This is a genomic window from Micromonospora sp. NPDC004551 (assembly GCF_040609975.1).
Taxonomy (GTDB): domain Bacteria; phylum Actinomycetota; class Actinomycetes; order Mycobacteriales; family Micromonosporaceae; genus Micromonospora.
The window spans coordinates 214,204-239,820 of the sequence record NZ_JBEXLM010000010.1; the positions used below are offsets into that span (position 1 = coordinate 214,204).

A 25,617-nucleotide genomic window follows, 5' to 3' on the forward strand; every position below is an offset into this window, starting at 1 on the left:
GAGACACTCGTACCAGGAAGAAACTTCCAGCTCCGGGTCACGCATGGAAGGATTTCTTTCAGTCGATCTCGTTGGTAGTGTGCTGCCGTGCCTCCCCCTCACACCGTCAGCGCTCCACCGGACGACGCCGCCGAGACCCTGGAATCCGCGCCCGCCACCGTCCGGCGGGGGAAGCCGGCCCGCGTCACCGAGACCGGTCTCGGGTGGCTCCTTCTGCTGCCGTCGGTCGTGGTCTTCGCGCTGTTCGTGTTCTGGCCGCTGGGGCGGACCCTCTACCTGTCCGTCCACGGCAACGACCTCTTCGGCGCCCCGTCCGTCTACGTCGGCGCCGAGCACTACCGGGAGATGCTGTCCGCCGAGTTCGGCAAGGTGCTGGCCACCACGGGCCTGTTCACCCTGTTCTCCGTGGTGCCGGCCGTCCTGGGCGCGCTCTTCGTGGTGCTGCTACTGGAGGCGCGCATCCGCGGCGTACGGGTGATGCGCACCGCCTTCGCGCTGCCCTTCGCGTTCTCGGTGGCGACCGCGTCGGTGGTCTTCGCCGTCATCTACAACCCGGCGATCGGGGTGGCGAACGGCCTGCTCGGCTCCCTCGGGATCGACCGGGTCAACTGGCTCACCGACCCGTCGATCGCGCTGCCCGCCGTCTGCGCCGCGACGGTGTGGATGAATTTCGGTTACAACGTCCTCGTGCTCTCCGCCGGCGTGGCGGCGATCTCCCCGGAGGTGGTCGAGGCGGCGCGGCTCGACGGCGCGTCCGGCTGGCGGCTGGCGTCCCGGATCACCGTGCCGCTGCTCTCCCCGCAACTGTTCTTCCTCGTCGTGGTGTCCACGATCCACGCGCTGCAGAGCTTCGGGCAGATCCACATCCTGACCAAGGGCGGCCCGGACCAGGCCACGACCACGCTGGTCTACTCGATCTACGAGAAGGCGTTCGCCTTCGGGTCCTCCGACTTCGGCTCGGCCAGCGCCCAGGCAGTCGTGCTCCTGGTCGTCATGCTCGGCTGCACGGCTGTCCAGTTCGGCATCCTCGAACGGCGGGTCCACTACCGATGAAGAAGTTCAGCCTCGGGCGGGCCGCCGTCTACGTCGTGCTCGGCCTGGCCGCCATCCCGGTCCTGTTCCCCATCTACTACGGCTTCGTCGGCGCCGTGATGGGCCCCGGCGACCTGGCGACCTACCCACCCGCGCTGGTGCCGCACGAGCTCCACTGGCAGAACATCGGTGACGTCTTCCGCTCGGTGCCGCTCGGTCGCTTCTACGTCAACTCCGCCATCCAGGCCGGCGCCGTCACGGTGGCGCAGATCGTCACCAGCATCCTGGCCGCGTACGCGTTCGCGTTCCTTCGCCTGCCGGCGAAGGCGGCGACGTTCGGTCTGTTCCTCGCCACCCTCATGGTGCCGTGGGAGGCGATCATCATCCCCAACTACCTGGCCATCTCCGGATGGGGCCTGGCCCGGGGCGGGTTGACCTACCTCGGCCTCGTGCTGCCCTTCCTCGCCTCGGCCTTCGGCACGTTCCTGCTGCGGCAGGCATTCCTGCAGTTCCCGACCGAGCTGCGGGACGCCGCGGTGATCGACGGCTGCGGTCACTGGCGCCTGTTGTGGCGGGTCATCGTGCCCCTGTCCAAGCCCTCGATCGCGGCGGTCGGCGTCTACGTCTTCCTCTCGGCGTGGAACCAGTACTTCTGGCCGCTGATCCTGATCCGCGACTCCGAATTCCAGACGCTGCAGATCGGCATCTCGCAGCTCAACGACGCCGAGGTGGCGCAACCGGGCCTCGTCCTCGCGGGCGTCGCGCTGTCCCTGCTCCCGACGTTGGCTGTCGTGCTCTTCGGTCAGCGCTACATCGTCCGCGGCCTCACCGCCGGCGCGCTGCGTTAACTCGTGAAGAGGAGAATCCGTGAGACAACCCAAGCTCCGCCGGGCCGTGACCGCGTTCGTCGCCCTGGCCGCCGCCGCCGCGCTGACGGCGTGCGGCGGATCGGGATCCGGCACCGACTCGGCCAAGGACGCGCTCGACGCCCCGGGCGCTGAGGTGCTCGAGAAGGCCACCGACAAGACCACCATCGAGTTCTGGCACGGGATGAAGGGCGCCAACGCCGCGGCGATCGACAAGCTGGTCGCCGACTTCAACGCCCAGAGCGGGGGCAAGGTCGAGGTCAAGGCCATCTACCAGGGCAACTACGACGAGACGATCGCCAAGTACAAGGCGTCCGTGCAGCAGAAGAACACGCCCGCCCTGGTACAGATCTACGACATCGGCTCCCGTTTCATGGTCGACTCCAAGCAGACCGTGCCGATGTTCAAGTTCATCGACAAGGACAAGTTCAACGCCGGCGACATCGAGCCGAACATCGCCAACTACTACTCGATCGACGGCAAGCTGCAGTCGATGCCGTTCAACACGTCCACCCCGCTGCTGTACCTGAACAAGGAGGCCTTCGTCCGGGCCGGCCTCGACCCGACGAAGCCGCCGACGAACCTGGACGAGATCGGGGAGATGGCGAAGAAGCTGACCGTCAAGGACGCCGGCGGCAAGACCGTCCAGTACGGCTTCGGCGCCGCCATCTACGGCTGGCTGCTGGAACAGCTGATCGCCACCGACGGCAAGGAGTACTGCGACAACGGCAACGGGCGTAAGGGCCTGGCGACGAAGGTGCAGTTCGATCAGGAGACCGGCGTCCGGGTCGCGCAGTGGTGGGTCGACCTGGTGAAGGGCGGCTACGCGACCAACACCGGCCGCAAGACCGACGACGCCCAGGCCGCCTTCAAGGCGGGCACCGTGGCGATGCACCTGGAGTCCACCGGCGCCATGCGCGGCTACGTCGAGGCCGCGAAGGGCAAGTTCACCGTGCTCACCGCGCCGTATCCGAAGGCGAGCAGCTCGGCCACGGGCGGGCCGATCATCGGCGGCGCCTCGCTGTGGATCAACGGGGTCGGGCACAGCGACAAGGAGAAGCGTGCCGCGTGGGAGTTCGTGAAGTTCGCCGTGAGCCCGGCCGAGCAGGCCAAGTGGCACACCGGCACCGGGTACGTGCCGGTCAACGCCAAGGCACTCGACGAGCAGATCGACAAGGACTGGGTGGCGCAGTACCCGCAGTTCAAGACCGCCGTGGACCAGCTCCACGCGCTGCCGCCGTCGGTCGCGTCGGCCGGCTGCCTGCTCGGCGTGATGCCGCAGGCCCGCAAGGCGTCCGAGGACGGCCTGGAGGCCGCGATCGTCGGTAGCAAGCCGGCCGACCAGGCCATGAAGGACGCCGCGGCGAGCGTGCAGCCCGCGATCGACAGCTACAACAAGTCGGTCGGCTGACCACCAGCGCCACCGATCAGCCTCCGGTCGAGGGGCCGGCTCCGACAGAGCCGGCCCCTCGATGCTCGTCGGCACGAGGCCCGGCCGGCTCAGACGACGTAGGCGTACAGGTCGACGATGGTTCCGTCGGCGCGGTGCAGCCCGGCGGAGTCGCCCTTCGTGCCGTTCCAGACGGCGGTGGTGCGGCCGTTGTGGTAGGTGGTCGGGTCATCGGTGCCCGGGCCGGTGTACACCCGCAGCGCCCCGCCCGGCGGGATGACGTAGCCGTCGCCCACCACGATCCGGTCGGACGACTGGCTCCGCAGATACCAGCCGCTGACGTCCACCGGCCGTCCGGAGGCGTTGCGCAGGACGACATGCTCACCGGCCCACGGCGACTCGTCGCCGGGGGAGTGGTGGACGATGTCCTCGACGACCACACCCGCCGCGCCGGGCACCGGGTCGCGGCCGCGCAGCATGTTCCTCAGGGCGTACGGATAGTTGGTGATCATTCCCTCAAGGCCGGCGTCGACCCCCCACCGCCACCACTCCGGCGAGTCGACCGTCCACGGCACGACAGCCATGCCCGCCTTGATCACGCGGGCCACGTCCTCGGGCCGCAGCCGGCGGATGTCCGGGTTGACCGAGCAGACCCACCCGGCCAGATCGGTCAGCTTTCCGCTCGCCGGCACGTCGTAGGCGATCAACGACACCGCGACGTCCGGCAGTTGCGCGTGGAAGTCCCGGATGGCCTGCTCGTCGAACGACCCGACGATGAGCGGCCGCGGCCGGGCGCCCGGCTCGATCCAGTCCCGACGCCGGCGCAGCCGGTCGGCGACGGCGTACGCCAGCCCCGGATTCACCGCGGGCGACTTCAGCTCCAGGTTGAGGCCGATGCGATCTCCGAGCAGGTCGAGCAGTTCGTCGATCGTCAGGATGCGCTGGCCGACGAAGTCGTCGTCGTACCACCCCCCGGCGTCGAGCCTCTTGAGCTCGGCGAGGGTGAAGTCGTGCACGTTCCACGGTGCGCGGTCCGCGAACGCCATCCTGGCGTCGGTGGTGCGGGGGAGCGTGACATCGTGGATGACCACCAGCTCCCCGTCGGCGCTGAGCTGCACGTCGGTCTCGATGTAGTCGGCGCCCTCGGCGATCGCGAGCTCGAACGCCGCCGCGGTGTTCTCCGGTGCCGTACCCGACGATCCGCGGTGGGCGTACGCCGTGGGATGCCCGCCGCTCGGAGTGACCGGCGAGGCCGGGTGCGCCCGGGGAGCCGGGGCGACCACCGGCACCGCCGCGTCGGAGGGCGCGCCGGCGGCCAGGCCGGAGCGTGGGGACCGGCTCACGCTCATCCAGGAACCTCCTCCGGTCGAGGAGCGGGCCTCAGTAGCGGTAGAGGCTCTCCAGCGGGCACATCACGATGCGGGGCTGAGCCGTGGGGTCGAGCCACCGCAGCACGCTGACCAGGTCGGCGTGCGACAGGCTGACGCAGCCGGCCGTGGGGCCCGACGGCGTGCTGCTGAACTCGTGCAGGAAGATCCCGCTGCCCGCGTTCGCCACGGGCTTCGCCACGTTCGGCGGCATGTTGTAGGTGATCACGGCGAAGTGCGTGTACGCGGGCTTCTCCTGCCACAGCGCCTCACTGAGGCCACCGGGGTTGGTGGTCGTGTGCTGGAAGGTGTTGTAGGCGGACGAGTTCGGGTTCTCGTTCCACCAGTCGTTCACGACGAGCTGGTGGTAGGGGTGCCGGACGCCCGGGTTCGCCGCGATGCCGTACATCGTCGGGCCGATGGAGTAGACGCCGGTCGGCGTGGTCGGGACGCCCTCGATGTGATGGTCGCTGAAGAACTGGGAGCCGATCCGCGCGGACAGTGCCGCGGAGACCGGCGTCCAGCGGCCGTCGACCTTCGCGAACGTCTCCAGCGTGGCGTAGCTGGTGCGGTAGCTCGCCGCGGTCACGACGACGACCTGCCGCGTGCCCGTCGGCAGGGTGCGGAGCATGCTGGCCTTGTTGCTCGGCGAGTAGTAGCGCGGGCGGGGCGGGTCGGTGGTGGCGCCGGTGGTCGATGCCGCGGCGGGCGTCGCTCCCGAGGCGAGGACGGGAGCCGCGACGCCGGCCGCCGTGCCGAGAATCAGGGATCTCCGCTTCATTCGGCAGATCCTTTCACGTCGATGGCCTTCCGGCCGTCCCCCGCGCGGCGATGACCTGCCGCGGAATTCAGATCGTGCGTCGTAGCGCGGTCTCCACGGCGTCGATCAGCGGATCCCCGTCGGTGCGTGGGTGCCGTGCGAGACCGAGCTCGACGTCCGGCAGCGTGGGCAGGGCGTCCGCGTCGTGGCAGGCCATGACCGGTTCGAGGTTCGCGGGCATGAGCGCCGCGACGCCGAGCCCGGCCCGCAACGCGGCGAGCACACCGACCAGGCTGTTGCTCTCGAACGCCACCCGCCAGGGCCGATCGGCGCGTTCCAGCGTCTCCAGCACCGACCGGCGCCAGGAGCACGTGCCCGTGAACAGCACCACCGGCAGCGGATCGGCGGCCACGTCCACGCCCTGGCCGATCGCCCAGACCAGCGGGCGGCGTACCGTCCAGCGCGGCGGACCGGGGAGGTCCGGCGCCTCGTCGAGCACGAGTTGGACTCGGCCCGCGTCGTAGGCCTCGCGCATGGCGGTGGTGGACACGCTGAGCACCTCCAGCGTCGCGCCGGGGTGCAGCCGGGCGAGGTCGGCGAGGGCCTGCGGAAGCTGCGACGCGGCGAGGTCCTCGAGCAACCCGATGCCGCAGCGGCCGGTGAGCGCGCGCCCGGTCTCGGTGAGTGCCTGTGCGGAGAGCGAGAGGATGCGTTCGGCGTACGGCAGAAGCTCCTCACCGGCCCGGGTCGGCGAGACACCGGACGGCGACCGGTGCAGCAGCGGGCGGCCGACGACGCTCTCCAGCTTGCGCAACTGCTGGCTGAGCGCGGGCTGGGTCTGCCCGAGCGCGGTCGCGGCGCGGCTGATGCTGCCCGCCCGCACGGCGGTGACGAACGACCGCAGCAACGCGGTCTCCAAATCCCTGGGCATAAGAATCGATTATGCCATCTCCAACGAATTAAGCACTTCCTATCGCCTGGCGACGGTTCTAGCGTCAAACGGTGAGGAGATACCGGGAAGTGCTCGCCGTGCCGGGGATGGCGTCCCTGCTGGGCGTCTCGCTGCTCGCCCGTGCCGCGATCACGGCCGACGTGATGGCCCTGACGATGTGCGTCGTGCTCGGCCTGGGCCTGAGCTACGCGGCGGCGGGCGGTGTGGCGGCGGCGCTGACCGCCGGAGTGGCGCTGGGCGGGCCACTGCTCGGCCGCCTGATCGACCGGCGGGGCCTGCGGACCGTCCTGCTGGTCACCGTCGTGGTGCAGGTCGTGTTCTGGCTGAGCGTGCCGATCCTGCCGTACGGGATCCTGCTGGGCGCCGCCTTCGTGGCGGGCCTGCTGATGCTGCCGGCCCAGGCGGTGACCAGGCAGGCGATCGCCGCGATGACGACGGCCCGGCACCGCCGGGCCGCGTTCGCGCTGGAAGCGGTGCAGGGCGAGCTGTCGTACGTCGTGGGCCCGGCGGTGGTGATCCTGGCTGCGGCAACGACGTCCCCGGACGTGGTGGCGTGGGGCGTCGGCGCCGCGATCGCGGCCGGCGGGGCCGGCATCGCCCTGCTCAACCCGCCGCTGCGGGACGAGGGCGAGGCGGCTGCGGGCGCGGCCGGGCGGCCGCCGCGCCGCGAGTGGCTGGGCGTCGGCATCGTCGCCGTGCTGATGATGGCGTTCGGTGCCACGACGCTGCTCAGCGGCGTCGACCTCGCCATCGTCGCCACGCTCCGGGAAGCAGGTCAGATGTCCTGGGCCGCCGTGGTCGTCGCCGTGTTCGGCGGCGCCTCGGTCGCCGGCGGGCTGATCTACGGCGCGCTGCCCCGGCCGCTGCCCACGTGGCTGCTGCTGGGCCTGCTCGGGCTCGTGACGATCCCGGCCGGGCTCGCCCGCGACTGGCCCTGGCTCTGCGTGGCCGTGGCCGGCGCCGGGCTTCTCACCGCGCCGACCCTGTCCGCGGTGGCCGACGCGGTGAGCCGGCTGGCGCCGGCCGGCGTGCGGGGTGAGGCGACAGGTCTGCAATCCTCGGCGCAGAGCGCGGGTTTCGCGCTCGGATCCCCGATCGCCGGAGTGGCGATCGACGTCTCCGTGCCCGCGGGCGGCTTCGCGGTGGCCGGGCTGGCCGGCCTCGCCGCCGCGCTGGCCGGAGGCCTGCTGTCCCGCCGGTTGCCCGCCCGAGCGCGGTCCCCGCTCGGGGATCCCGCGCACGACGGGGCGCCGGGCCTGGAGCCGAGCGGGGCCCCCGACCGGCGGTGACGCCGGCCGGAGGCCCGGACGCGATCGGGTCAGGTCAGTCGGACTCCGCCGGCGGGAGGTAGGCGCCGGGCACGTCCTCCGGCGCGAAGATCTCGTCCTCGCCGGGGTACGGCTTCTTCCAGTCGTGCGCCTGGTACCAGGTGAAGTGGTTCATCTGGGCGGGATTGGCGTAGTCGGGCTTGGCGTCCGGCCCGGTCAGCCGCTGGTGCGACTTCCACTCGTCCCACCGCGCCGCCAGTTGCTGCTTGTCCGCCGGCACGGTCGCGGCCGGCGCGGCCGCGGCGAGGGGGTTCTGCGGTGCGGGGGTGTCCAGACCGCAGGAAGGCGGCGTGGCCAGCCCCGCGGTCAGCGAGGTCCGGTTGGGCACCGCGGTGAACGGCGTGAGGTCCGGCTTCCTGGTGAACGCCTGACGCATCGGGCTGGCCGCGCTGTCCTTCTGGTTCATCGGGTGGATCCCGAGGATCTGCTCGATGGTCCGGATCATCGTGATCTGGGAGTAGTAGTGGTTGTCCACGACGCCGCGCTGGGCCCAGGGGCTGATGATCTGGATCGGGGCGCGGTGGCCGTCGACGTGGTCGAGGCCGGCCTGGGAGTCGTCCTCGACCACGAAGATCGCCGAGTCCTTCCAGTACGGGCTGTGCGAGATCGTGTCGACGATCTTGCCGACGGCGAGGTCGTTGTCCGCGACCTGAGCGGCCGCGTTCGGCGGGCCACCGGTGTGGTCGCTGGAGAGCCAGAACATGTTCAGGTTCGCCGGCCCGTTCTTCTGGAAGTCACGGTTCCAGATCTCGTAGCGGTAGATGTCCGGCACGCCGAGGTCGTACTTCGGGAAGCCGGACACCGACACGCTGTTGAGCGACGGGATCGGGGAGGACGAGACCAGGCGGTACGCGGTGTCCTGCCCCGTCGCCGCCATGTTCTTCGTGTCGCAGTACAGGTTCTGCCAGGTGGCCCCGGCCGGCTTGGTCAGGAACTGGTGGAACTCGCCGAAGTTCCGCACGGTCCTGCCCGCCGCCTGCGCGCCGGTCCAGAGGAAGCCGGTCCGCTGGTGGCCGAGGGCGTCGTCCTCGGTGTCGTAGCTGCGGATGTACTCGCCGGCCGTGGACTCGGTGTACTCCGGGTTGTCCGCCTGCATCAGCCAGTTGTGACCCTCGGCCGAGTTCGTGCCGATGTCGTAGGTGTTGTCGTAGAGCCCGAACTGCCGGGCCAGCGCGTGCTGGTTGGGCGTCACGTTCTCGCCGAACTGCGCCAGCGACGGGTCGCCGTTGCCTCGGGGGTCGTCACCGAAGACCTGGTCGTAGGTCCGGTTCTCCTTGACGATCAGGAAGACGTGCTTGATCGTCGAGGGGTCGCCGAGCCGCTGCGGCACGGGCACCGGCTTCGCCTTGTTGCCCTCGGCCAGCTTGACCGAGCCGCCGGTCCAACCGTTCTGGCTGAAGACCTTGGCGGTCTCGGACCTGATGACCTTGTCGCTGGGCAGCGGAAACCGCTGAAGGCTCGACGTGGTGTCGTGGGTGCCGTGCCCCGCGCCGGTGGTCGGGCGGCGGGCGTCGATGCCACGGGTGTGGGAGATCAGCACGTCCGTGCCGACGGTGGTGATCTCCGCGGGGAAGTAGTCCGTCGGCAGCAGGCCGACGTAGCTGACCGGCTCCAGCGGGGTCGTGTACCGGTAGACGGCGACGGCGTTGGCGCGACCGAGCGTCACCAGCAGGTGGCCGTCGTCGGTGAGCGTCACGGCGTTGGGCTGGTAGCCCACGGTCGCCTCGGGCCACGGCTGGGTGGCGATGGTCTGGACGACCCTGTCGCGCGCGGTGTCGATGATCGACACGTCGTCGCTGTTGGTGTTCGTGACGAACAGCGCGCCGTTCTTCGCGTACAGGGCGGTCGGGTGCAGGCCCACATCAATGCTCGCGACGGCGGCGGCCGGGTTCGCCAGGTCGATGACGCTGACCGTCCCCGTCGTGGTGGAGGCGGTCACCTGGTCGGCCGGCACCTGGGTGTTGTACGAGTTGATCGTGGGCTCGCCGGGCTTCGCGGGACGCCCGCCCTCGTTGCTGACGTAGAGCTTGCCGCCGACCATGATCAGGTCGCGCGGGGCGTTGCCCACGGCCCAGCTCTGCCGGATGGCACCGGTCGCCGTGTCGATGGCGACCACCCGGTTCTGGCCGTTGACGGCGGAGTACACGGTGGAGCCGTCGGGCGAGAACACCGCCTCACTCGCCAGCGCCCGCCGGGGCCCGTCCTGCGGAATCCGGATGAAGGCCGGATCGGCGAGGGTGCCGTCCGGGTTCACCGTGAACGTGCGGTAGCCGTCGGCCTGGCCCAGCCACAGCCGGGAGCCGTCGGGCGAGTACGTGGGGCCCTCCTGGCCCACGTCGTTGCCGCTGATACGCAGGTCCGCCGCCGCGTTGTTGCCGACGAGCTGCTGTACGCGGTAGTTCTTCAGGTCCACGATGGCCAGGGCCATCCCACCGTCGGTGACCGAGGCCGCCAGGTGCGAGCCGTCCGGGCTGACGGAGGACGACATGATCTTGCCGTTGTTGAGGACGAGGCGCTCGCCGATCGGGTCGAGATACTGGTCGTCGGAGACGACCAGGCCTTTGTCGGTCAGCTGGCCGACCTGGTCGGTGCCGAACTGGTGCGTCTGGGCGAAACTGATGCCGGTGCCGGCCGCGACGACGACGGCGGTGGTGCCCGCCGTGACGAGGGGGAGCCGGCGGCCGATGCGTCGACGGAGAAGGCCGGGTAAGCCCTTCTCGACACGCCGACGGCGGCGTGTTACCTGCATGGGGGTCATCCCTTCGTGGAGTGGAGCAGTTCGACGTTGCCGTCGAACTGCCAGAGCGGGTTCGGCGCGTCTCCGGTCGGGGTCCGCACCAGGAAGTAGCCGTTCACTTCCTTCGGTCCGTCGCCATCGGCCACGAACCGCCCGTCGGGGGTGACGTCGAGCTGGTAGATGGCCGTCCCGGCGGCCTCGACGTCGGGGAGGTGCCAGGAGACGACGCATCGCCAGTCGTTGCCCGGCCCCTCGGCGGCGAGCTTGCCGCCGCCCTTGTTGCAGGTCGCCGTCGCCTTCAGTTGCGCCTCGGTGACGTCGGGCCGGTGGAGCTGCTCGGTCTGCAGGCGGTAGAGGTGGGCGAACGCCGTGGCGACCGACCGCTCCACCTTCTCCCGCGCGATACCGGAGCCCGTGGCGGGCGTCCCGGCGGCGACGACGCCGGCCGTCACGGCGAGCAACCCGACCAGCGGCAGCACCGCGACGGTGACCGCACGGCGCCCCGAGCCGTCCTCGGTCGGGTTGGTGAAGTCGCGCCGGACGAACAGCAGGTACGCCAGCGCCGTCGCGGTCACGGCCCACAGCAGGCTGACCCCGATGCCGATCAGGAGCGGGCCCAGCTGAGCCGGGCCGGTGAACAGGCCGTTCCAGGCGATGAAGGCGTAGCCGGGCAGCGCTAGGCGTACGGCGACGGGCAGCGGCAGCATCTGTGCGAGCTGCATGGCGAGCGCGACGAGAGCGGGCAGCAGCAGGCCCATCGGGGACCGCCCGAGCGCCACGGACCCGAGCAGCCCGACCGCGGCCAGCGCCAGGGTCGGTGCGAGTACGCAGACCCAGGCGAGCAGCACCTTCCCGGCGGCCTCGCCGGGCGTGAGGAGGTGGCCGTCGAGGCCCACCAGCGGCTGGTCGCCGACCGCCACGAGCCCGCCCACCGCACTGGAACCGGCCAGCCCGGCCACGAGCAGCAGGATGACGGTGAGGCTCGACAGTGCCTTCGCGGCGAAGATCCGTCGGGGGGACCGGACCGCCACGAGCAGGTGACGCCAGGTGCCGAGCCGGTCCTCCGAGGCGAACACGTCGCCGGCGACCACCGAGGTCACCAGCGGAAGCGCCCAGGTCCCCGCGAAGCCCAGCGTCACCAGCGGCCCGGCCCACCCCGTGGCGTGCATCCAGCGGCCGAAGAGAGTGTCGACCGGCAGCGAGCTCTGCTGGCTCACCGCCGCGACGAACAGGGCCGGCGCGATCCAGCAGGCGAGGACCAGCAGGCGGATCCGCCACTGCGAGACGAGCTTGACCAGTTCGAAGCGGTAGCCGCGCGCCACGGAGACGCGGCGGGCGTCGGCGACGGGGGCGTCCGCGACGGTCGCGGTCATCGGCCGGCCTCCTGCTGCTCGGTGAGGGTGAGGAACGCGGCCTCGAGCGGCGACACCACGGGCGCGAGTTCGCGCACCGCGATGCCCGCCTGCACGAGCCGCACCACCAGGTCGTCCAGGGCGGGCACCAGCGCGTGTACGACGAGCGCCTCGCCGTCGGGCCGCGTCCCGGCGCCGCCGACGACGCGGATCCCGGCCGTGTCGCCGGCCAGCCGCCGGGCCGCCGGCGGGTCGGAGGTGAGCAGCCGGTAGTCGAGTTCCCGGTTCTCGGCGGCCAGTTTGCTCAGCGGCCCGGAGAAGACGACCCGGCCGGTGGCGAGGATGGTGACCTCGGAGCACAGCGCCTCGAGGTCGTCCATGCGGTGGCTCGACAGCACCACGCTGGTGCCGTCGGCCGCGAGCCGCGCGAGGACGCCGTGCACGTGCTTCTTGCCCGCCGGGTCGAGGCCGTTGGCAGGCTCGTCAAGCACGAGCAGCCGTGGCCTGGTGAGCAGGGCGGCGGCGAGCCCGAGCCGCTGACGCATGCCGAGGGAGAATCCGCGGGTCCGGTCGTCGGCGACATCGGTGAGCCCGACCTGGTCGAGCAGATCGTCGATCCCCGCCGCCCGGGCCTCGCGGCCGCGCAGGGCGGCCAGCGCGGCGAGGTTCTGCCGCGCGGTGAGCGAGGGGTAGAGGGCCGGCCCGTCCACGAAGCCCGCGACACCCTCGGGAGCGGCGAGTGCCCGCCCGACCGGCGTACCGAGGATCTCGAGGCGGCCGCCGTCGGCGACGGCCAGGCCCAGCAGGAGGCCGAGCAACGTGGTCTTGCCGGCGCCGTTCGGCCCGACCAGGCCGTGGATCTGCCCCTGTGCCACATCGAGATCGACGCCGTCCAGCGCGACGATGTCGCCGAAGCACTTGGTGATCCCGCGAGCCCGGATGCCGAGGAGTCCGTCCATGAGCCCCTTCTTTCGTAGCCCTGAGCAACGTAAGGAGGGGACCCGACCCGGGCAGGGACAGACTTTGAACGTTCGGGGAACGGGAGAGGACGGGCAGACACGGCGACGCCCGGCCTCCGTCCTCAGTGCACGCCCGGCCGGTCGCGCGCCACGAGCCGGGACCGGTGGCCCGGCCGGTCGTCGGGGGAGGGGGCGGTCAGGGCGCGGTGCGCAGCCGGCCGGCGGCGGCCAACCGCCGTACGGCGGCCTCGTGCGGCACGGCGTGGCTCGTGCGTCCGCCCACCCCGCGGGTGGTCGTGGCGGCGAACAGTGAGTTGAGCAGCGCCTCCTCGACCGAGTCCAGGACGGCGGCGAAGATCGGGTCGAGCTCCGCGTCGGGAACGGCCGGCCGGCCCGGCTCCGCCGTGCTGAACGCGATCGCGTAGTCGCCGCTGCCGTGGGCGTACGCGGCGCCGACCCGGCCCATGGCGAAGACGGCCCGGCGGGCGAGCCGCCCGAGCTGCCGGGCGTCCAGCGGGGCGTCGGTGGCCACCAGGATCATGCACGAGTTGCCGGGCGGCTCGGCACGGTCGGCCTGCGGGACCAGCTCGTCGACCGGCAGGGGAACACCCAGCACGGTCAGCACGCCGCCGAAGTTGGCCTGCACCAGGGCGCCCACGGTCACCGGGGTGTCCGCCGTGTGTACCGCCCGGGACGAGGTGCCGATGCCCGCCTTGTAGCCCAGCGCCGTGGTGCCGGTGCCGGCGCCGACGCAGCCCTCCGCGGGCGGCTCTCCGGACGCCCCGTCGATGGCGTCGAGCACGTGCCGCTCGGTGATCGGACGCCGGCGGATGTCCGACAGGTGACCGTCGTTGGTCTCGCCCACCAGCGGGTTGAACGACAGCCCGTCCGGCCGGCGCCGCATGAGGTGGGTCAGGACCGCGTCCGCCGCCCGGAACACCGACAGCGTGGCGGTCAGCACGATCGGCGATTCCAGGACGCCGAGCTCGTCCACCTGGGTCGAGCCGACCAGTTTCCCGTACCCGTTGCCGGTGTACACGGCCGCCGGGACGGTCCACCGCCGCGGGCCGAGCTGGGCCGGCACCACGGCGGTGACGCCGGTGTGCAGCTCGGCCCCGTCGTCGACGGTGGTGTGCCCCACCAGCACGCCGGCGACGTCGGTGATCGCGTTGTGCCGACCGGTCGGCAGCGGCCCGACGACGACGCCGAGGTCGCGGGCGCGGCGGCCGGGCTGCCTCACGGCCGCCGCCAGCGGATCTCGCCGCCGACTACGGTCGTCATGACCTTGGTGTGCCGCACCGCCTCCGGGGACTCCCGGTAGGGATCGGTGTCCACCGCGATGAAGTCGGCGAGCTTGCCGGCCGCGAGGGTGCCCTTGCGGTCCTGCTCGCCGGCCGCGGCGGCGGCGCCCAGGGTGTGGGCGCGGACGGCCTCGGCCATGCTCAGCCGCTGCGCGGGCTGCCACCCGCCGGCCGGTGTGCCGTCGGGGCGGGTGCGGGTCACGGCGGCGTACAGCGCGGCGAAGGGGTCCGGGCTCTCGACCGGGGCGTCGGAGCCGAACGCCAGCGTCACGCCGGCGTCGAGCATGCCACGCCACGCGTAGGAGGCCAGATCGTGGCCGGCCAGCAGGGTGTCGACCAGGTCGATGTCGCTGGTGCAGTGCACCGGCTGCATCGATGCGACGATGCCCAGGGCGGCCATCCGGCCCAGGTCGGCGGGCCGCAGGTGCTGCGCGTGCTCGATGCGGTGCCGCAGCCCCGGTGTGCGGCCGATCGCCTCGTAGGCGTCGATGACCAGGTGGTTGGCCCGGTCGCCGATGGCGTGCGTGGCCACCGCGATGCCGGCGCCCGCGGCCGTGGCGAACAGCCGGACCAGATCCTCGTACGGGGTGACCGCGATGCCCACGTTGTCGTGCTCGCCCGCGAAGGACCTGCTCATGTGGCAGGTGTGCGAGCCGAGTGCCCCGTCGCTGAAGATCTTCACGGGCCCGGTGCGTACCCAGTCGTCGCCCTGCCCGGTGCGGCGGCCCTCGGCGACGGCCGCCTCCAGGTGGACCATCGGGATCGCCTTGTGGACGCGCAGCTTCAGCTCGCCCGCGTCGCGCAGGGCGAGGTAGGCGGCCCGGCAGTCCTCCCCGTCGATGTCGTGCACGCTGGTCAGGCCCAGCGCGAGCAGTTCCTCCTGCCCGGCGCGCAGCAGGTCGCGCAGGTCGGGGGAGACCATGAGGTCGCGCAGGGGATCCGAGGCCACCTCGCGGAGGATGCCGGTCGGCTCGCCGCTCGCGTCCCGGACGATCTCGCCGCCCACCGGATCGGGCGTGCTCGCGTCGATACCGGCCAGCCGCAGGGCCGCGGAGTTGGCCCACACCGTGTGGCCGTCCACGCTCGGCAACGCGACCGGCAGTTCGGGACAGACCGAGTCCAGGGCGTACCGGTCCGGCTGTGCGGGCGGATTCCAGGTGTTGCTGTTCCACCGGCCACCGAACAGCCAGGCGCCCGGCCGCAGCCGCGCCGCGTGCTCGGCCACCATCGAGAGCGCCTCATCCAGGCTGCGCGCCCCGCGCAGGTCGACGGCGCCCAGGCTCTGCGCGTACTGCGCGGTGTGGATGTGGGCGTCGTAGAGCCCGGGGAGCACCGCGGCGCCCTCCAGGTCGATCAGCTCCGCTCCCCGGCCCGCCGCGTCGCGCACCTCCGCCTCCTTGCCGACGGCCAGCAGGCGCTCGCCGTCCACGGCCAGGGCCTCGGCCGAGGGGTTGCCGTCGTCTCCCGTGTGGATGGTGGCGTTGCGGTACACGCGGATGCTCATGTCGCTCTCACGGTCTCGAGGGGTGGTGGGCCATCACAGTAAACCGCTCAGCGCCACGACCGCCGGTCCCGGGCGAGGCGAAGGCGAACACGGGTCCGCATCCGCGGTCATCGCGATCTACACTCCCGCCTCGTGCCGACGAAGACGACGATTCCGAGCGGTTGTCCCACGTGCGCCCAGGACCTCGTCCAGGTGGATGGCGGGACCGACTCCTGGTGCCCCTCCTGCCGCTGGAACCTCGACGTGTACGACCCTGCTCTGGCTCCGTGGCGGGGCACCAGACTGATCGGCCGGTGGGGGTTCCGGCGTGGGCTGGAGGTCGACCGGGCGACGCATGCGGAGCTGCTCGCCGACCCGGAGGTCCGCTCGGCCGGAACGTCACCCGCCGAGGTCTGGCTGGTGGTCTTCTCCGTGGTGCTGGCGCTGATCGGTGTGGCCGCGGCGGGTCACCTCGCTTGGCTCGTCATGGCCGACGACCTGCCACCGGGGGTCCGGCTGGTGCTGGCGCTCCCCGCCGTGCTCGTCCTGCTGCTCGTCAAGCCCTCGTTCGGGCGGGTGCCCCGGCACGGGCTGATCGCCGAGCGCGACGCCCCGCAGTTGCACCGCCTGGTGCGGGAGGTCGCCGCCGCCGCGGGGACCCCGGTCCCCGACCTCATCTACGCGGATTTGAGCATCAACGCCGGTGTGGCACGGCTGGGGTGGCGCCAACGGTCCGTGCTCGTCATCGGGATCCCCCTGTGGTTGATGCTGCCGCGACCGGCCCGCGTCTCGCTGCTGGCACACGAACTGGGCCACCTCGCCAACGGCGATCCCCTGCGGGTACGCAGGACCCTGCCGGCGAGGACGTTCGGCGCCCGGGCGGTGGCGGCGACCGGTGGGCGGAACCCCTGGCGGCGGGCACTGCACTCGGCGAACTCGATGGCCGAGCAGGGCAGCGGGACGGTAGTCCTCCTCGGGATCGTCGTCCAGGGGCTCCTCGCCCTGGTCAACGTCGCCGGCGCCACCGCACAGCTCCTCGTCGACAGCGTCGCCATGCCCGACAGCCGCCGCGCCGAGTACCGTGCCGACCTGATCGCTCGCCGGGTCGCCGGCAGCCGGCCGTTCCTCCAGTCCTCCGAGACGGTTCTGCTCGCCGACCGCGTCTGGCAGGACCTGTGGCATCTGGCGCCTCGCCTGAACAGCGAGCAGCTTGAGCCGACGGCCGCCGAATCCCTGCGGCACCTGGCCACGCACCTCCCGCTGGCCCGCCAGCTCAGCCGGCGCACCACCGACCTGTGGAGCACCCATCCCAGCGAGGATCAGCGGATGCGGCTGATCGAGGAGCTGCCCGACGTCGACGGGATCATCCACGTCGACGACACCCGCTGGGCCGGGATCGACGCCGAACTCGCGCCGTGGCGCCGTGTGGCGTACCACGCGCTCCTGGGCACCCGCGACCGCTTCTGACGCTCCCGCCGGCCGGGCCGGCCGCGCGTTACCGGGCTCGCGACTGAGCTGAGGTGCGCCCGGCGGTCAGCGGCGGCGCGGCGCGACCAGCCCCGACTCGTACGCCCACACGACCAGCTGGGCCCGGTCGCGGCAGTGCAGCTTCATCATCGCCCGGTTCACGTGGGTCTTGGCGGTCAACGGGCTGATCACCAGGCGTTCGGCGATCTCGTCGTTGCTCAGCCCCCGGGCGACGAGCTGGACCATCTCCTGCTCGCGTGCGGTCAGCACGTCGCGCCCGGCCGCCGGGTCGGCGGGCGGCGGGCCGGCGACGAACTCGCTGATGAGCGTGCGCGTGACGACCGGGGCGAGCAGCGCGTCGCCGCGCGCCACGACGGCGACGGCCCGCAGGAGGTCGGCCGGGTCGGCGTCCTTGAGCAGGAACCCGCTCGCCCCCGCGCGGAGCGCGGCGAAGACGTAGGCGTCGAGCCCGAAGTTGGTGAGGATGAGGACGCGGACCGCCGCGAGGTCCGGGTCGGCGGCGACGCGCCGGGTGGCTTCGATGCCGTCGAGCCCCGGCATCTGCACGTCCATCAGCACGACGTCCGGTCGCAGGCGTCGCGCCAGCTCGACGGCGGCGGCGCCGTCGGTGGCCTCGCCCACGACCTCCAGGTCGTCCTCGGCGTCGAGCAGCGCCCGGAACCCGGCCCGCATCAGCGCCTGGTCGTCGGCGATCAGAACCCTGGTCATGCCGCCTCCTCCCTCCGGTCGGAGGCGTCCCGACCCGTGCCGCCCTGAGCTGCTGGGACCTCGCGCACGCGTTCGGTCATGCCGTGCCGTCCAGCGGGAACGTGGCCCGTACCGCGAACCCGCCGCCGTCGCGGGCGGCGGCGTGCAGCACGCCGCCCAGCCCGGTGACCCGTTCCCGCATGCCGCGCAGGCCCACGCCCGGCGTCACCGGCCGCACCGACGACGCCTGGCCGTCATCGGTCACCGAGACGGTCAGCTGTGCCGGGTCGTACGCGACATGGATCCGTGCGGTCGCGGGACCGGCGTGCCGGGCCACGTTGGTCAGGGCCTCCTGGACCACGCGGTAGCCGGCCTGGTCGACCTCCTCGGGCAGATCCCGGGGCTGACCGGTGACGGTCACGTCCACCGGCACGCCGGCCGCGCGGGTCCGCTCGGCGAGTTCGTCCAGCCGGGCCAGGCCGACGCCGTCGGAGTCCGAGGGTGAGCGCAGGACGGCCAGTGTGGCCCGGAGCTCGCGCATCGCGGCGCCGCTCGCCTCCTGGATCGCCAGCAGCACGTCCGACGGTTCCTCGCCGTGCTTGCGGGCCAGGTGCACGGCGATCCCGGCCTGCACCTTGATGACGGAGATGCTGTGGGTCAGCGAGTCGTGCAGGTCCCGGGCGATGCGCAGGCGCTCCTCCCCGGCGCGGCGCAACGCCATCTCCTCGCGGGTGCGTTCGGCCTCGATCGCCCGCTGCTCGACCTGTTCCAGGTACGCGCGGCGCTGCCGCGCCACGAGCCCCGCGACGTTGGCGGCGAAGAACCAGCCCAGCAGCAGGGCGGTCCGCTCGACGATCTGCTGGCCGGGCCGTCCGGCGGGCGCGACCGAGATGTCGCGCGCCAGGAAGCCGCCGAGGAAGACGAGGCTGGCCAGGGCGGCGACCGCCCGGTGCCCCCGCCACGCGGCGACGTAGACGGTGGCGAGGACGGCGAACGCGGCGGACACTCCGGCGTGCACGCGGATGTGGAGGGCCAGCATGGTGGCGGTCACCACCCCCAACGCCACCACCGGGTACCGCCGGCACACCGCCAGGGCCGCCGCGGCGGCCAGGACCAGGGCGACGTCGGCCGGTCGCACCGGCGCGGCGTCCGGCGCGATGACGGCGTTGGCGAGCAGGAGGCCGCCGAGGGCGAGGCCGCCGAGGGCGTACGGCAGATCGCGGCGCATGATCGGACTCTAGATCGGCCGTCGGCGGGGAACATCCCCCGTTCGCGGTAGCCGGGGCGTACTGCGGGCGCGGTACGCGCGACCCGGCAGGTGCCTGCGGCGGCACGACGCTTTCCCGGCCCGCCGTGACGAGCATCGGGTCCATGACATACCGCTTCTTCACTCCCGCTCCCGCTAAGGCGGCGACCGGTCTCACCGGCGCGGTCTATCGGCAGACGCGCGACGAGTTCCTCGGGCCGGTGCCGACCTTCCAGGCTCTCTCGGCCGTGCCGGAGGTGCTGGCTGCGACCTGGGCGCTCATGCGCGAGGCGCTGCTCGCCGGGGACGCGTCCCGGGTCGACCGCGAGCTGGTCGCGTCGGCGGTGTCCCGGGCCAACCGCTGCCGGTTCTGCGTCGACGCCCACGTGATGCTGCTGCACGCACTGGGCGAGCACGAGCTGGCCGAGGCCGTCGCCCGGGGCGGCACGCCGGCGGATCCGCGGCACGCCGAACTCGTCGCCTGGGCCGAGGCCAGCCGCAGCCCCGTGGCCTCCGGGTGGGACAGCCCGTACCGGCCCGAGGTCACCGGTACCCTGCTCGCCTTCCACTTCATCAACCGGATCGTCTCGGCGCTGCTCGACCCGGACCTGCTGCCCGGCGGCCTCCAGCGCGCACCGGTGGTGCGGTCGGTCGGGGGCCGCCTCTACGCCCGGACGGCCCGGGAGCGGAAGGAACCGGGCCGCAGTCTGCCGCTGCTCGACACCGGCACGACGGCGCCGCCGGCCTGGGCGGGGGACAGCCCGGTCGGCGTCGCGTACGCGTCGTTGCGGGCCGTCGCGCTGCGCGGCGGCGACCTGCTGGGCGATCTGGCCCGCAAGACGATCGCGGCCACCGTCCGCTGGGAGGACGGACGGCACCCGGAGCGGCCCGCGGAGTGGGCGGCCGAACTGATCCGGGACCTGCCCGGCGCGGACCGGGTCGGTACGCGGATCGCGCTGCTGGCGGCGTTCGGGCCCAGCGCGATCCGCCCGGGCGACGTCGCCCTCTGGCGGCTCTCGCACCCGGCCGACGCCGACCTCGTGCGGCTGGTCGCGTACGGCGCGATCACGGCCACCGACCACGTCGCCGGGGCCCTGACCCCGTCCCGTCTCTAGGAGTCGAGCATGCGCAAGGTCCTCGTCATCGTCAGCACCCTGTCGCTCGTCGCGTTCGGCCTGCAGTTCGTCTTCGCCGCCGTGGGCGCCTTCACGAAACCCGGAGGCGACGGCGCGTACGCCCTGCACCGCGTCACCGGGTCCGCCGTCATCCCCGCGCTCACACTGCTCACCATCCTGTTCGCCGTGCTCGCGAAGGCGCCGGGCCGGCTCGTCGGACTGGCCGCCGTCCCGCTCGGCCTCGTCGTGGGGCAGGCGCTCCTGGCCATGCTCGCCAACGCGGCCACCGACGACGCGGGCGCCAGCACCCCGTTCGGCCTGACCATCGCGGGGCTGCACGCGGTCAACGGGATCGTGGCGGTGCACGTCGTGGTCAATGTCCTGCGGAGAGCCCGCGAGCTGGCCCGCCCGGCGCCGGCCGTGGCCGCCCCGGTGCCCGTCCGGGAAGGCGAGCCGGCGTGACCACCGGCTCGCTGCTCGCGGCCGACCTCGTGATCGCGGTCCTCGCGGCCGCCGGGTGGCTGGGCGGCGGGGCCGCGTCGGCCGCCCGGCGCCGCCCGCTCGCCCTGGGGCTGGCCGCCTTCGCGCTGGTCGCCACGCTCGCCCGCGCGATCACGATCACCGCGCTCGCCCGCGTGGGCTGGTGGTTCGCGGCGGAGAAGGTCCTCATCGCCGCCCCGCTGTCGCTCGCGGGGGTCGTCGTGGCGGGGTCGCGGCTGCTGCGCGCCCCGCGCGACATCCGCGCCGTCGCGGTCCCGCTCCTCTTCGCGGGGTACGCCACCGCCGGCGGCCTGCTCGTGACGGTCCTGCACGGCTATCCGGCGTCGGCGGGCACGGCACTCCTCACGCTCGCCGGGGTCCTCGCGGCGACCGCGGTCTCGTGGCGCGTCCTCGCCGCACGCCCGTCCGGGGCGGTGTCCCGGGCCGCCCTCGCCACGGCGGCCGCGGCGCTGGTGACCGGAGCCGGGCTGGCCGTCGCCCCGGGCGCCGCACCCGCCGTACCCCATGATCATGAACCTCGGGACGCGCGGACCGTGGGGGAGCCGACCAGGCGGTTCACGCTCACCGCCGCGGCCACCACTGTGCGCGTGGGTGGCCGGGACGTCGCGGCGTGGGCGTTCAACGGGCAGGTTCCCGGGCCGGAGCTGACCGCGACGGTCGGCGACGTGCTGGAGGTGACACTGCGCAACCGGGACATCGGGCGGGGCGTCACGCTGCACTGGCACGGGTACGACGTGCCGAACAGCCAGGACGGGGTGCGCGGCATCACCCAGGCGGCGGTGCTGCCCGGACAGGAGTTCGTCTACCGGTTCCGCGCCGACCAGGCCGGGACGTACTGGTACCACACCCATGCCGTGTCCGACGTCGGCGTGCGGAAGGGCCTCTACGGCGTCCTCGTGGTGCGCCCGGCACCGGTCGCCGGTATCGATGTCACGGTGCCGGTGCACACCCTCTCCGGCCGTCCGCTGCCCGCGCCGCGATCGGAGCCGGTCCCGGCGGGGACGCCCGTGCGGCTGCGGCTGCTCAACACCGACAGCACCACCCACCGGTACGCCCTGGCCGGGACGCCGTTCCGGGTCGCCGCGATCGACGGAGGTGACCTGCGGGACCCGACGCCGCTGGTGGACACCGCCGTTCTGATCCCGGCCGGGGGACGCTACGACCTCGTGTTCACGGCACCCGCCACGCCGGTGGCCCTGCTCGTCGACGGACGGGCGGTCTGGTCCATCGGGCCGGTGCCGGCGACGACCGACCGGTGGCCGGTGCTGGACCCGCTCACCTACGGCGCCCCCGCACCCGTGCCGTGGTCCCGGTTCGACAAGGAGTTCACCCTCGTCCTCGACCGTGGCCTCGACCTGCGCGGCCTGCTGCCCCGCTACGCGCACACGGTCAACGGGGCGGCCGACCCGGACATCCCGCCCCAGGTCGTCCGCGGCGGGGACGTCGTCGCGTTCACGATCGTGAACCGGGCGCAGTACGTGCACCCGTGGCACCTGCACGGGCACCACGTGCTGGTGCTGTCCCGCAACGGGAAGCCGGCCACGGGGAGTCCGTTGTGGCTGGACTCGTTCGACGTGCGCCCCGGCGACGTGTGGAAGGTGGCGTTCCGGGCCGACAACCCCGGGATGTGGGCCAACCACTGCCACAACCTGGCGCACGCCGAGGCCGGGATGACCCTGCACCTGATGTACTCGTGATCGGCGTCGCCCGCGGGATCGGTCCGCGCCACCGGATGGCGGCGGACCTCGGCCGATGACGGGCGGTCCGCCGGTGGGCCGGCCGGCGATCAGGATGTGCGACGCGGGCCGGCCCGTCGGCGGCCGGTCCGGATGCTCACGCCCGGCTCGACGCGCCGAACAGGAAGCGCAGCTCGTCCAGCATGACGACAAGCACGCCGGCGAGCAGCGCGCCGACGACGGCCAGGACCGCTCCGCCGGGGCGGACGGGTCCGGCCGGTGCGAGCACGCCGGCCACGGCGCAGCCGACGAGGACGAGGTTGCGCCACACGTGGTGCCGGCCCAGCGGCGCGGCGGTGCGGCCGAAACAGCGGCAGGTGGCGCCGCCCCGCCGCAGGTTCGTGGCGACGGCCACGGTGAAGGCGAGCAGGAGGGCGGCCGAGCAGAGGAAGCCGGCCGGCGGGAACACCGCCAGCAGGACGACGGCGGCGAACTCGGCGGCGACCACGGCCGCGGCCAGAGGGCCGGCCGGCCGGTAGCCCATGTCGCGCACCGAGCGCGTGAACTCGCGGTACGCGGCCCGGCCGGACACCTTGCCGACCGCCGCCGCCAACAGCACCGTGCCGAGCAGCACCCGGCACCCGATCTCCAGGTACACGATGTCATCGCCTCCATCTGGCCACGCCGAGGACCGCCCCTCGTGGCACCGCTCCGAAGTGCCGGGAGTCCTGGCTGCGAGCGTTGTCCCCGCGTACCGTCACGGCGCCGTCGGGCTCGATCCGGTGGACGCGTTTGACCATCCACGTCACCTCCGCCTCGGGGACGACGTCCCGGGCCCGGAAGACGACGAGGTCACCGGCGGCCGGTGGCCGCCCGACGCGGACGATCAGCCGATCGCCGTCCCGCAGCGTCGGCGCCATGCTGTGCCCGCGGACGACCACCAGGCGCCAGCGGCGGCGCAGCCAGCCGGTCATGACGCCGCCAGCTGGTAGCCGCCGGCCTGGAGGCGGAACAGGCGCGCGTACTCGCCGCCGGCCGCCATCAGCTCGTCGTGCGCGCCCGACTCGATGACCCGCCCGCCGTCGAGCACGACGATGCGACGTGCGTCGCGCAGGGTGCTGAGCCGGTGGGAGATCAGGAGCCCGGTACGGCCGCGGCGGATCCGGGCCAGCGAGTCGTGCACCCGGGTCTCGGCGTCGGCGTCGAGACCGGAGCTGGGCTCGTCCAGGATGAGCAGGTCGGCGTCGGCGCGCATCAGGGACCGGGCGAGCGCGACCCGCTGCCACTGCCCGCCGGAGAGCGTCACCCCGGGCTCGCCGTCCTGGTCGGCGAAGGTACGGCTGAGCAACGTGGCGTACCCGTGGGGGAGGGCGCGGAGGCGGTCGTGGATCTCGGCGCGCGCGGCGGCCTCCTCGACCTGCCCGGGTGTGTGCGGCAGCCGGCCGATGCCGACGTTCTCCGCCGCGGTCAGGTCGTAGCACATGAAGTCCTGGAACACCGCCCCCATCCGCCGGCGCAGCGTCTCGACCCGCAGCTCGCGCAGGTCGACGCCATCCCAGGTGATCCGGCCGCGGTCGGGGTCGTAGAACCGGCAGAGCAGTTTCACAAGGGTGCTCTTGCCGGCCCCGTTGAGACCGACGAGTCCGACGGCCTCACCGGCCTCGAGGGTGAGGTCGACGCCCCGGAGGATCCAGGGGCCCTCCTCGTCGTAGCGGAACCACACGTCCTCGAACCTGATGGCGGTGCGCAGCGGCGGCGCCGGCCGGGTCCCGTCGACCAGGTCGGCGGGACTGTCGAGGACGGCGACGTAGTGCCGGAACAGTCGCATGGCCGTGCCGGCCTCGCCGAGCTGACCGGCGATGCCGGCCAGGCCGCTGTGCGCCGCGCCGAGCGCGGCCAGCAGGAGGGTGAGGTCGCCGAGGGTGAGGCGGCCGCGGACCGCGGCGTTCACCGCGACAACCGTCGCGGCGAGTGTCGCGGCGGTACCGGCCAGCGCCCAGCAGGTCTGCACCGCCGTGGCGTGCCGCGCGGCGGCCAGCTCGATCCGGGCGGCGTCCCGCACCGCGCCCGTGAGCCGGTCGTGGAAGAACCGGCCGAGGTGGAAGAGACGCACCTCCCGGGCGGCGCGCAGGTCGGTCAGCACGGTCTGGAACAGGAACCGGGCCCGGAACAGGCCGGCGCTGTCCTCCACGGCCCGCGCCGCCCGCCGGGACAGCCGCAGTTGGATGAGGAACTCGGGCACGGCCACGGCGAGCAGGAGCAGGCCGGCCGGCGGCCACAGGGACGCCAGGATCGTGGCGAAGCCGCCGACCGTGACGACGTTCTGGGCCACGTTGACCGCGAACATGACGACCACGTACGGCGTCTGGTCGGCGGCCTGCTGGGCCAAGGTCAGCCGATCGCGCAGCGCCGGCTGCTCGAAGGGGCCCAGGCCGAGGAAGCTGTTCAGTTTCCGGTACAGCCGTTCCTCGGCGGTGATCGTTATCGCGTGCTGCAACGCCGTGGTGAAGTAGCCGGACAGGCGGTTGGCGATCGCCGCTAGGGCTCCCAGGGCGGCGATCGCCGCGGCGTACCAGGTCGCGGTCGACGGGCTGGCCGAGCGACCCCGGCTGACCTCGTCGAAGAGGAGCTTCGTGAACCACGCGACGCCGAGCGGCGGCGCCGCGCCGGCGAGGACGAGGACGACCATGGCGGTGAGCGCCTTCGGGTCGGCGCAACCCAGCCGCAGGGCGGCACGCAGCGTGGCCACGATCAGGCCAGCACCGGCAGCTGGTGACTGGAGTCGACGACGACGCCGTCGACGACCGACAGCACGGCGGGGAAACCCTTGACCTGGAACTCCCGCTCGGCGAGCTGTTCGGAGATCGTGGCCGTGTCGAAGCCGGTCAGGCGGGGCGCCATCACCGCCGTCTCCTCCGGCGTGCCGATCATGAGCACGAGGGTGTCGGGGCGCCGGCGCTCCGCGTCGGCCGTGAGGTCCTCCAGGAGGGTCTGGCACGGCGGGCAGGTCGGGGTCAGCATGACCACGGTGCGCCGGCCGGCGGTCAGGTCGGCGTGCGCGAAGCCGCTGACCGCCAGGCCCGCGGCGGGCAGCACCTCGGGGACGGGCTCACCGTCGTGTGCGTGGCCGGCCCGCGTCTCGCGCAGCCGCCGGGCCAGAGCCAGGGTCAGGACGAGGTTGAGCACGGCGACCGTGCCGACGAGGGCGAGAGCGGCGTAGGCGAAACCCGGCATGGGAACTCCTCGGCGAGTCTGGGGTGGGGTGGGGGCCGCGCCGGCGGGCGCGGCCCCCCGGGGGGGAAAAAGTGAGCAGAACCCCCGCGAATTGTAAAAACAGATACAGAGCCACCTAGAGGTACCGCACGAGCCCGTGCAGA

Annotated in this window: 22 protein-coding genes; 8 read left to right on the forward strand and 14 right to left on the reverse strand. The window is 72.9% G+C overall.

What is annotated here, in order from left to right; all coding sequences use genetic code 11:
- Window positions 1-87: 87 nt before the first annotated feature.
- Genes ABZW14_RS15080 through ABZW14_RS15090 form a run of 3 tightly spaced genes read left to right on the forward strand, consistent with a single transcriptional unit; the run spans window position 88 to window position 3,309 of the window.
- Window positions 88-1,053, forward strand: coding sequence for a sugar ABC transporter permease (locus ABZW14_RS15080; RefSeq protein WP_355345647.1), 966 nt, complete (start codon window positions 88-90; stop codon window positions 1,051-1,053).
- Window positions 1,050-1,880: a carbohydrate ABC transporter permease gene (locus ABZW14_RS15085; RefSeq protein ID WP_355345650.1), complete on the forward strand. Its 831-nt coding sequence runs from the start codon at window positions 1,050-1,052 to the stop codon at window positions 1,878-1,880. The genes ABZW14_RS15080 and ABZW14_RS15085 overlap by 4 nt, the downstream gene beginning before the upstream one ends.
- 19 nt (window positions 1,881-1,899) lie before the next feature.
- The gene (locus ABZW14_RS15090; RefSeq protein WP_355345653.1) at window positions 1,900-3,309 is read left to right on the forward strand and encodes an ABC transporter substrate-binding protein; all 1,410 of its coding nucleotides are present in this window, start codon (window positions 1,900-1,902) and stop codon (window positions 3,307-3,309) included.
- Window positions 3,310-3,398: 89 nt separating this feature from the next.
- On the opposite strand, the gene ABZW14_RS15095 is transcribed toward ABZW14_RS15090, so the two are convergent.
- From ABZW14_RS15095 to ABZW14_RS15105, 3 genes are all read right to left on the reverse strand, one after another.
- Window positions 3,399-4,637, reverse strand: coding sequence for a glycerophosphodiester phosphodiesterase family protein (locus ABZW14_RS15095; RefSeq protein WP_355345656.1), 1,239 nt, complete (start codon window positions 4,635-4,637; stop codon window positions 3,399-3,401).
- 31 nt (window positions 4,638-4,668) lie between these two features.
- Window positions 4,669-5,436: a L,D-transpeptidase family protein gene (locus tag ABZW14_RS15100; RefSeq protein ID WP_355345659.1), complete on the reverse strand. Its 768-nt coding sequence runs from the start codon at window positions 5,434-5,436 to the stop codon at window positions 4,669-4,671.
- 67 nt (window positions 5,437-5,503) lie between these two features.
- Window positions 5,504-6,346, reverse strand: coding sequence for a LysR family transcriptional regulator (locus tag ABZW14_RS15105; protein WP_355345662.1), 843 nt, complete (start codon window positions 6,344-6,346; stop codon window positions 5,504-5,506).
- Window positions 6,347-6,417: 71 nt separating this feature from the next.
- On the opposite strand from ABZW14_RS15105, the gene ABZW14_RS15110 reads away from it, so the two are divergent.
- Entirely contained in the window at window positions 6,418-7,656 is a 1,239-nt protein-coding gene (locus ABZW14_RS15110) for an MFS transporter (protein ID WP_355345665.1), read from the forward strand.
- Between the two features lie 34 nt (window positions 7,657-7,690).
- On the opposite strand, the gene ABZW14_RS15115 is transcribed toward ABZW14_RS15110, so the two are convergent.
- The 5 genes from ABZW14_RS15115 to ABZW14_RS15135 all read right to left on the reverse strand — a co-directional run bounded on the left by ABZW14_RS15115 (window position 7,691) and on the right by ABZW14_RS15135 (window position 15,548).
- Entirely contained in the window at window positions 7,691-10,444 is a 2,754-nt protein-coding gene (locus ABZW14_RS15115; protein WP_355345668.1) for a bifunctional YncE family protein/alkaline phosphatase family protein, read from the reverse strand.
- 5 nt (window positions 10,445-10,449) lie between these two features.
- Window positions 10,450-11,805, reverse strand: a complete 1,356-nt coding sequence (locus ABZW14_RS15120) for an ABC transporter permease (protein ID WP_355345671.1) — start codon at window positions 11,803-11,805, stop codon at window positions 10,450-10,452.
- Entirely contained in the window at window positions 11,802-12,743 is a 942-nt protein-coding gene (locus ABZW14_RS15125; protein ID WP_355345674.1) for an ABC transporter ATP-binding protein, read from the reverse strand. Before ABZW14_RS15125 ends, ABZW14_RS15120 begins: the two co-directional genes overlap by 4 nt.
- A 196-nt stretch (window positions 12,744-12,939) precedes the next feature.
- On the reverse strand, window positions 12,940-13,983 hold the full coding sequence (locus ABZW14_RS15130) for a P1 family peptidase (RefSeq protein WP_355345677.1): 1,044 nt from the start codon (window positions 13,981-13,983) through the stop codon (window positions 12,940-12,942).
- Window positions 13,980-15,548, reverse strand: a complete 1,569-nt coding sequence (locus tag ABZW14_RS15135; protein WP_355345680.1) for an amidohydrolase — start codon at window positions 15,546-15,548, stop codon at window positions 13,980-13,982. The genes ABZW14_RS15130 and ABZW14_RS15135 overlap by 4 nt, the downstream gene beginning before the upstream one ends.
- A gap of 192 nt (window positions 15,549-15,740) precedes the next feature.
- Here ABZW14_RS15135 and ABZW14_RS15140 point away from each other — a divergent pair, with 192 nt between their 5' ends.
- Window positions 15,741-16,994 (forward strand): M48 family metallopeptidase, encoded by a 1,254-nt coding sequence (locus ABZW14_RS15140; protein ID WP_355345683.1) that lies wholly within the window; start codon window positions 15,741-15,743, stop codon window positions 16,992-16,994.
- Window positions 16,995-17,060: 66 nt separating this feature from the next.
- On the opposite strand, the gene ABZW14_RS15145 is transcribed toward ABZW14_RS15140, so the two are convergent.
- Window positions 17,061-17,723, reverse strand: a complete 663-nt coding sequence (locus ABZW14_RS15145; RefSeq protein ID WP_355345686.1) for a response regulator transcription factor — start codon at window positions 17,721-17,723, stop codon at window positions 17,061-17,063.
- Window positions 17,724-17,799: 76 nt separating this feature from the next.
- Window positions 17,800-18,930 carry a sensor histidine kinase gene (locus ABZW14_RS15150; protein WP_355345689.1) on the reverse strand — a complete coding sequence of 377 codons (1,131 nt, stop codon included), beginning with the start codon at window positions 18,928-18,930 and terminating at the stop codon, window positions 17,800-17,802.
- Between the two features lie 143 nt (window positions 18,931-19,073).
- On the opposite strand from ABZW14_RS15150, the gene ABZW14_RS15155 reads away from it, so the two are divergent.
- From ABZW14_RS15155 to ABZW14_RS15165, 3 genes are read left to right on the forward strand one after another with little or no spacing between them, the layout of a single operon-like run.
- The gene (locus ABZW14_RS15155) at window positions 19,074-20,063 is read left to right on the forward strand and encodes a carboxymuconolactone decarboxylase family protein (protein ID WP_355345692.1); all 990 of its coding nucleotides are present in this window, start codon (window positions 19,074-19,076) and stop codon (window positions 20,061-20,063) included.
- Between the two features lie 9 nt (window positions 20,064-20,072).
- Complete coding sequence (locus ABZW14_RS15160) at window positions 20,073-20,525, forward strand: DUF6220 domain-containing protein (RefSeq protein ID WP_355345695.1); 453 nt, start codon at window positions 20,073-20,075, stop codon at window positions 20,523-20,525.
- Window positions 20,522-22,261, forward strand: a complete 1,740-nt coding sequence (locus ABZW14_RS15165; RefSeq protein ID WP_355345698.1) for a multicopper oxidase family protein — start codon at window positions 20,522-20,524, stop codon at window positions 22,259-22,261. Before ABZW14_RS15160 ends, ABZW14_RS15165 begins: the two co-directional genes overlap by 4 nt.
- A 136-nt stretch (window positions 22,262-22,397) precedes the next feature.
- On the opposite strand, the gene ABZW14_RS15170 is transcribed toward ABZW14_RS15165, so the two are convergent.
- From ABZW14_RS15170 to ABZW14_RS15185, 4 genes are read right to left on the reverse strand one after another with little or no spacing between them, the layout of a single operon-like run.
- Entirely contained in the window at window positions 22,398-22,898 is a 501-nt protein-coding gene (locus tag ABZW14_RS15170) for a MauE/DoxX family redox-associated membrane protein (RefSeq protein ID WP_355345701.1), read from the reverse strand.
- Window positions 22,899-22,902: 4 nt separating this feature from the next.
- Window positions 22,903-23,214 carry a S24/S26 family peptidase gene (locus ABZW14_RS15175; RefSeq protein WP_355345704.1) on the reverse strand — a complete coding sequence of 104 codons (312 nt, stop codon included), beginning with the start codon at window positions 23,212-23,214 and terminating at the stop codon, window positions 22,903-22,905.
- Complete coding sequence (locus ABZW14_RS15180; protein ID WP_355345707.1) at window positions 23,211-24,989, reverse strand: ABC transporter ATP-binding protein; 1,779 nt, start codon at window positions 24,987-24,989, stop codon at window positions 23,211-23,213. Before ABZW14_RS15180 ends, ABZW14_RS15175 begins: the two co-directional genes overlap by 4 nt.
- A 2-nt stretch (window positions 24,990-24,991) precedes the next feature.
- The gene (locus ABZW14_RS15185; protein ID WP_355345710.1) at window positions 24,992-25,474 is read right to left on the reverse strand and encodes a hypothetical protein; all 483 of its coding nucleotides are present in this window, start codon (window positions 25,472-25,474) and stop codon (window positions 24,992-24,994) included.
- Window positions 25,475-25,617: the final 143 nt, after the last annotated feature.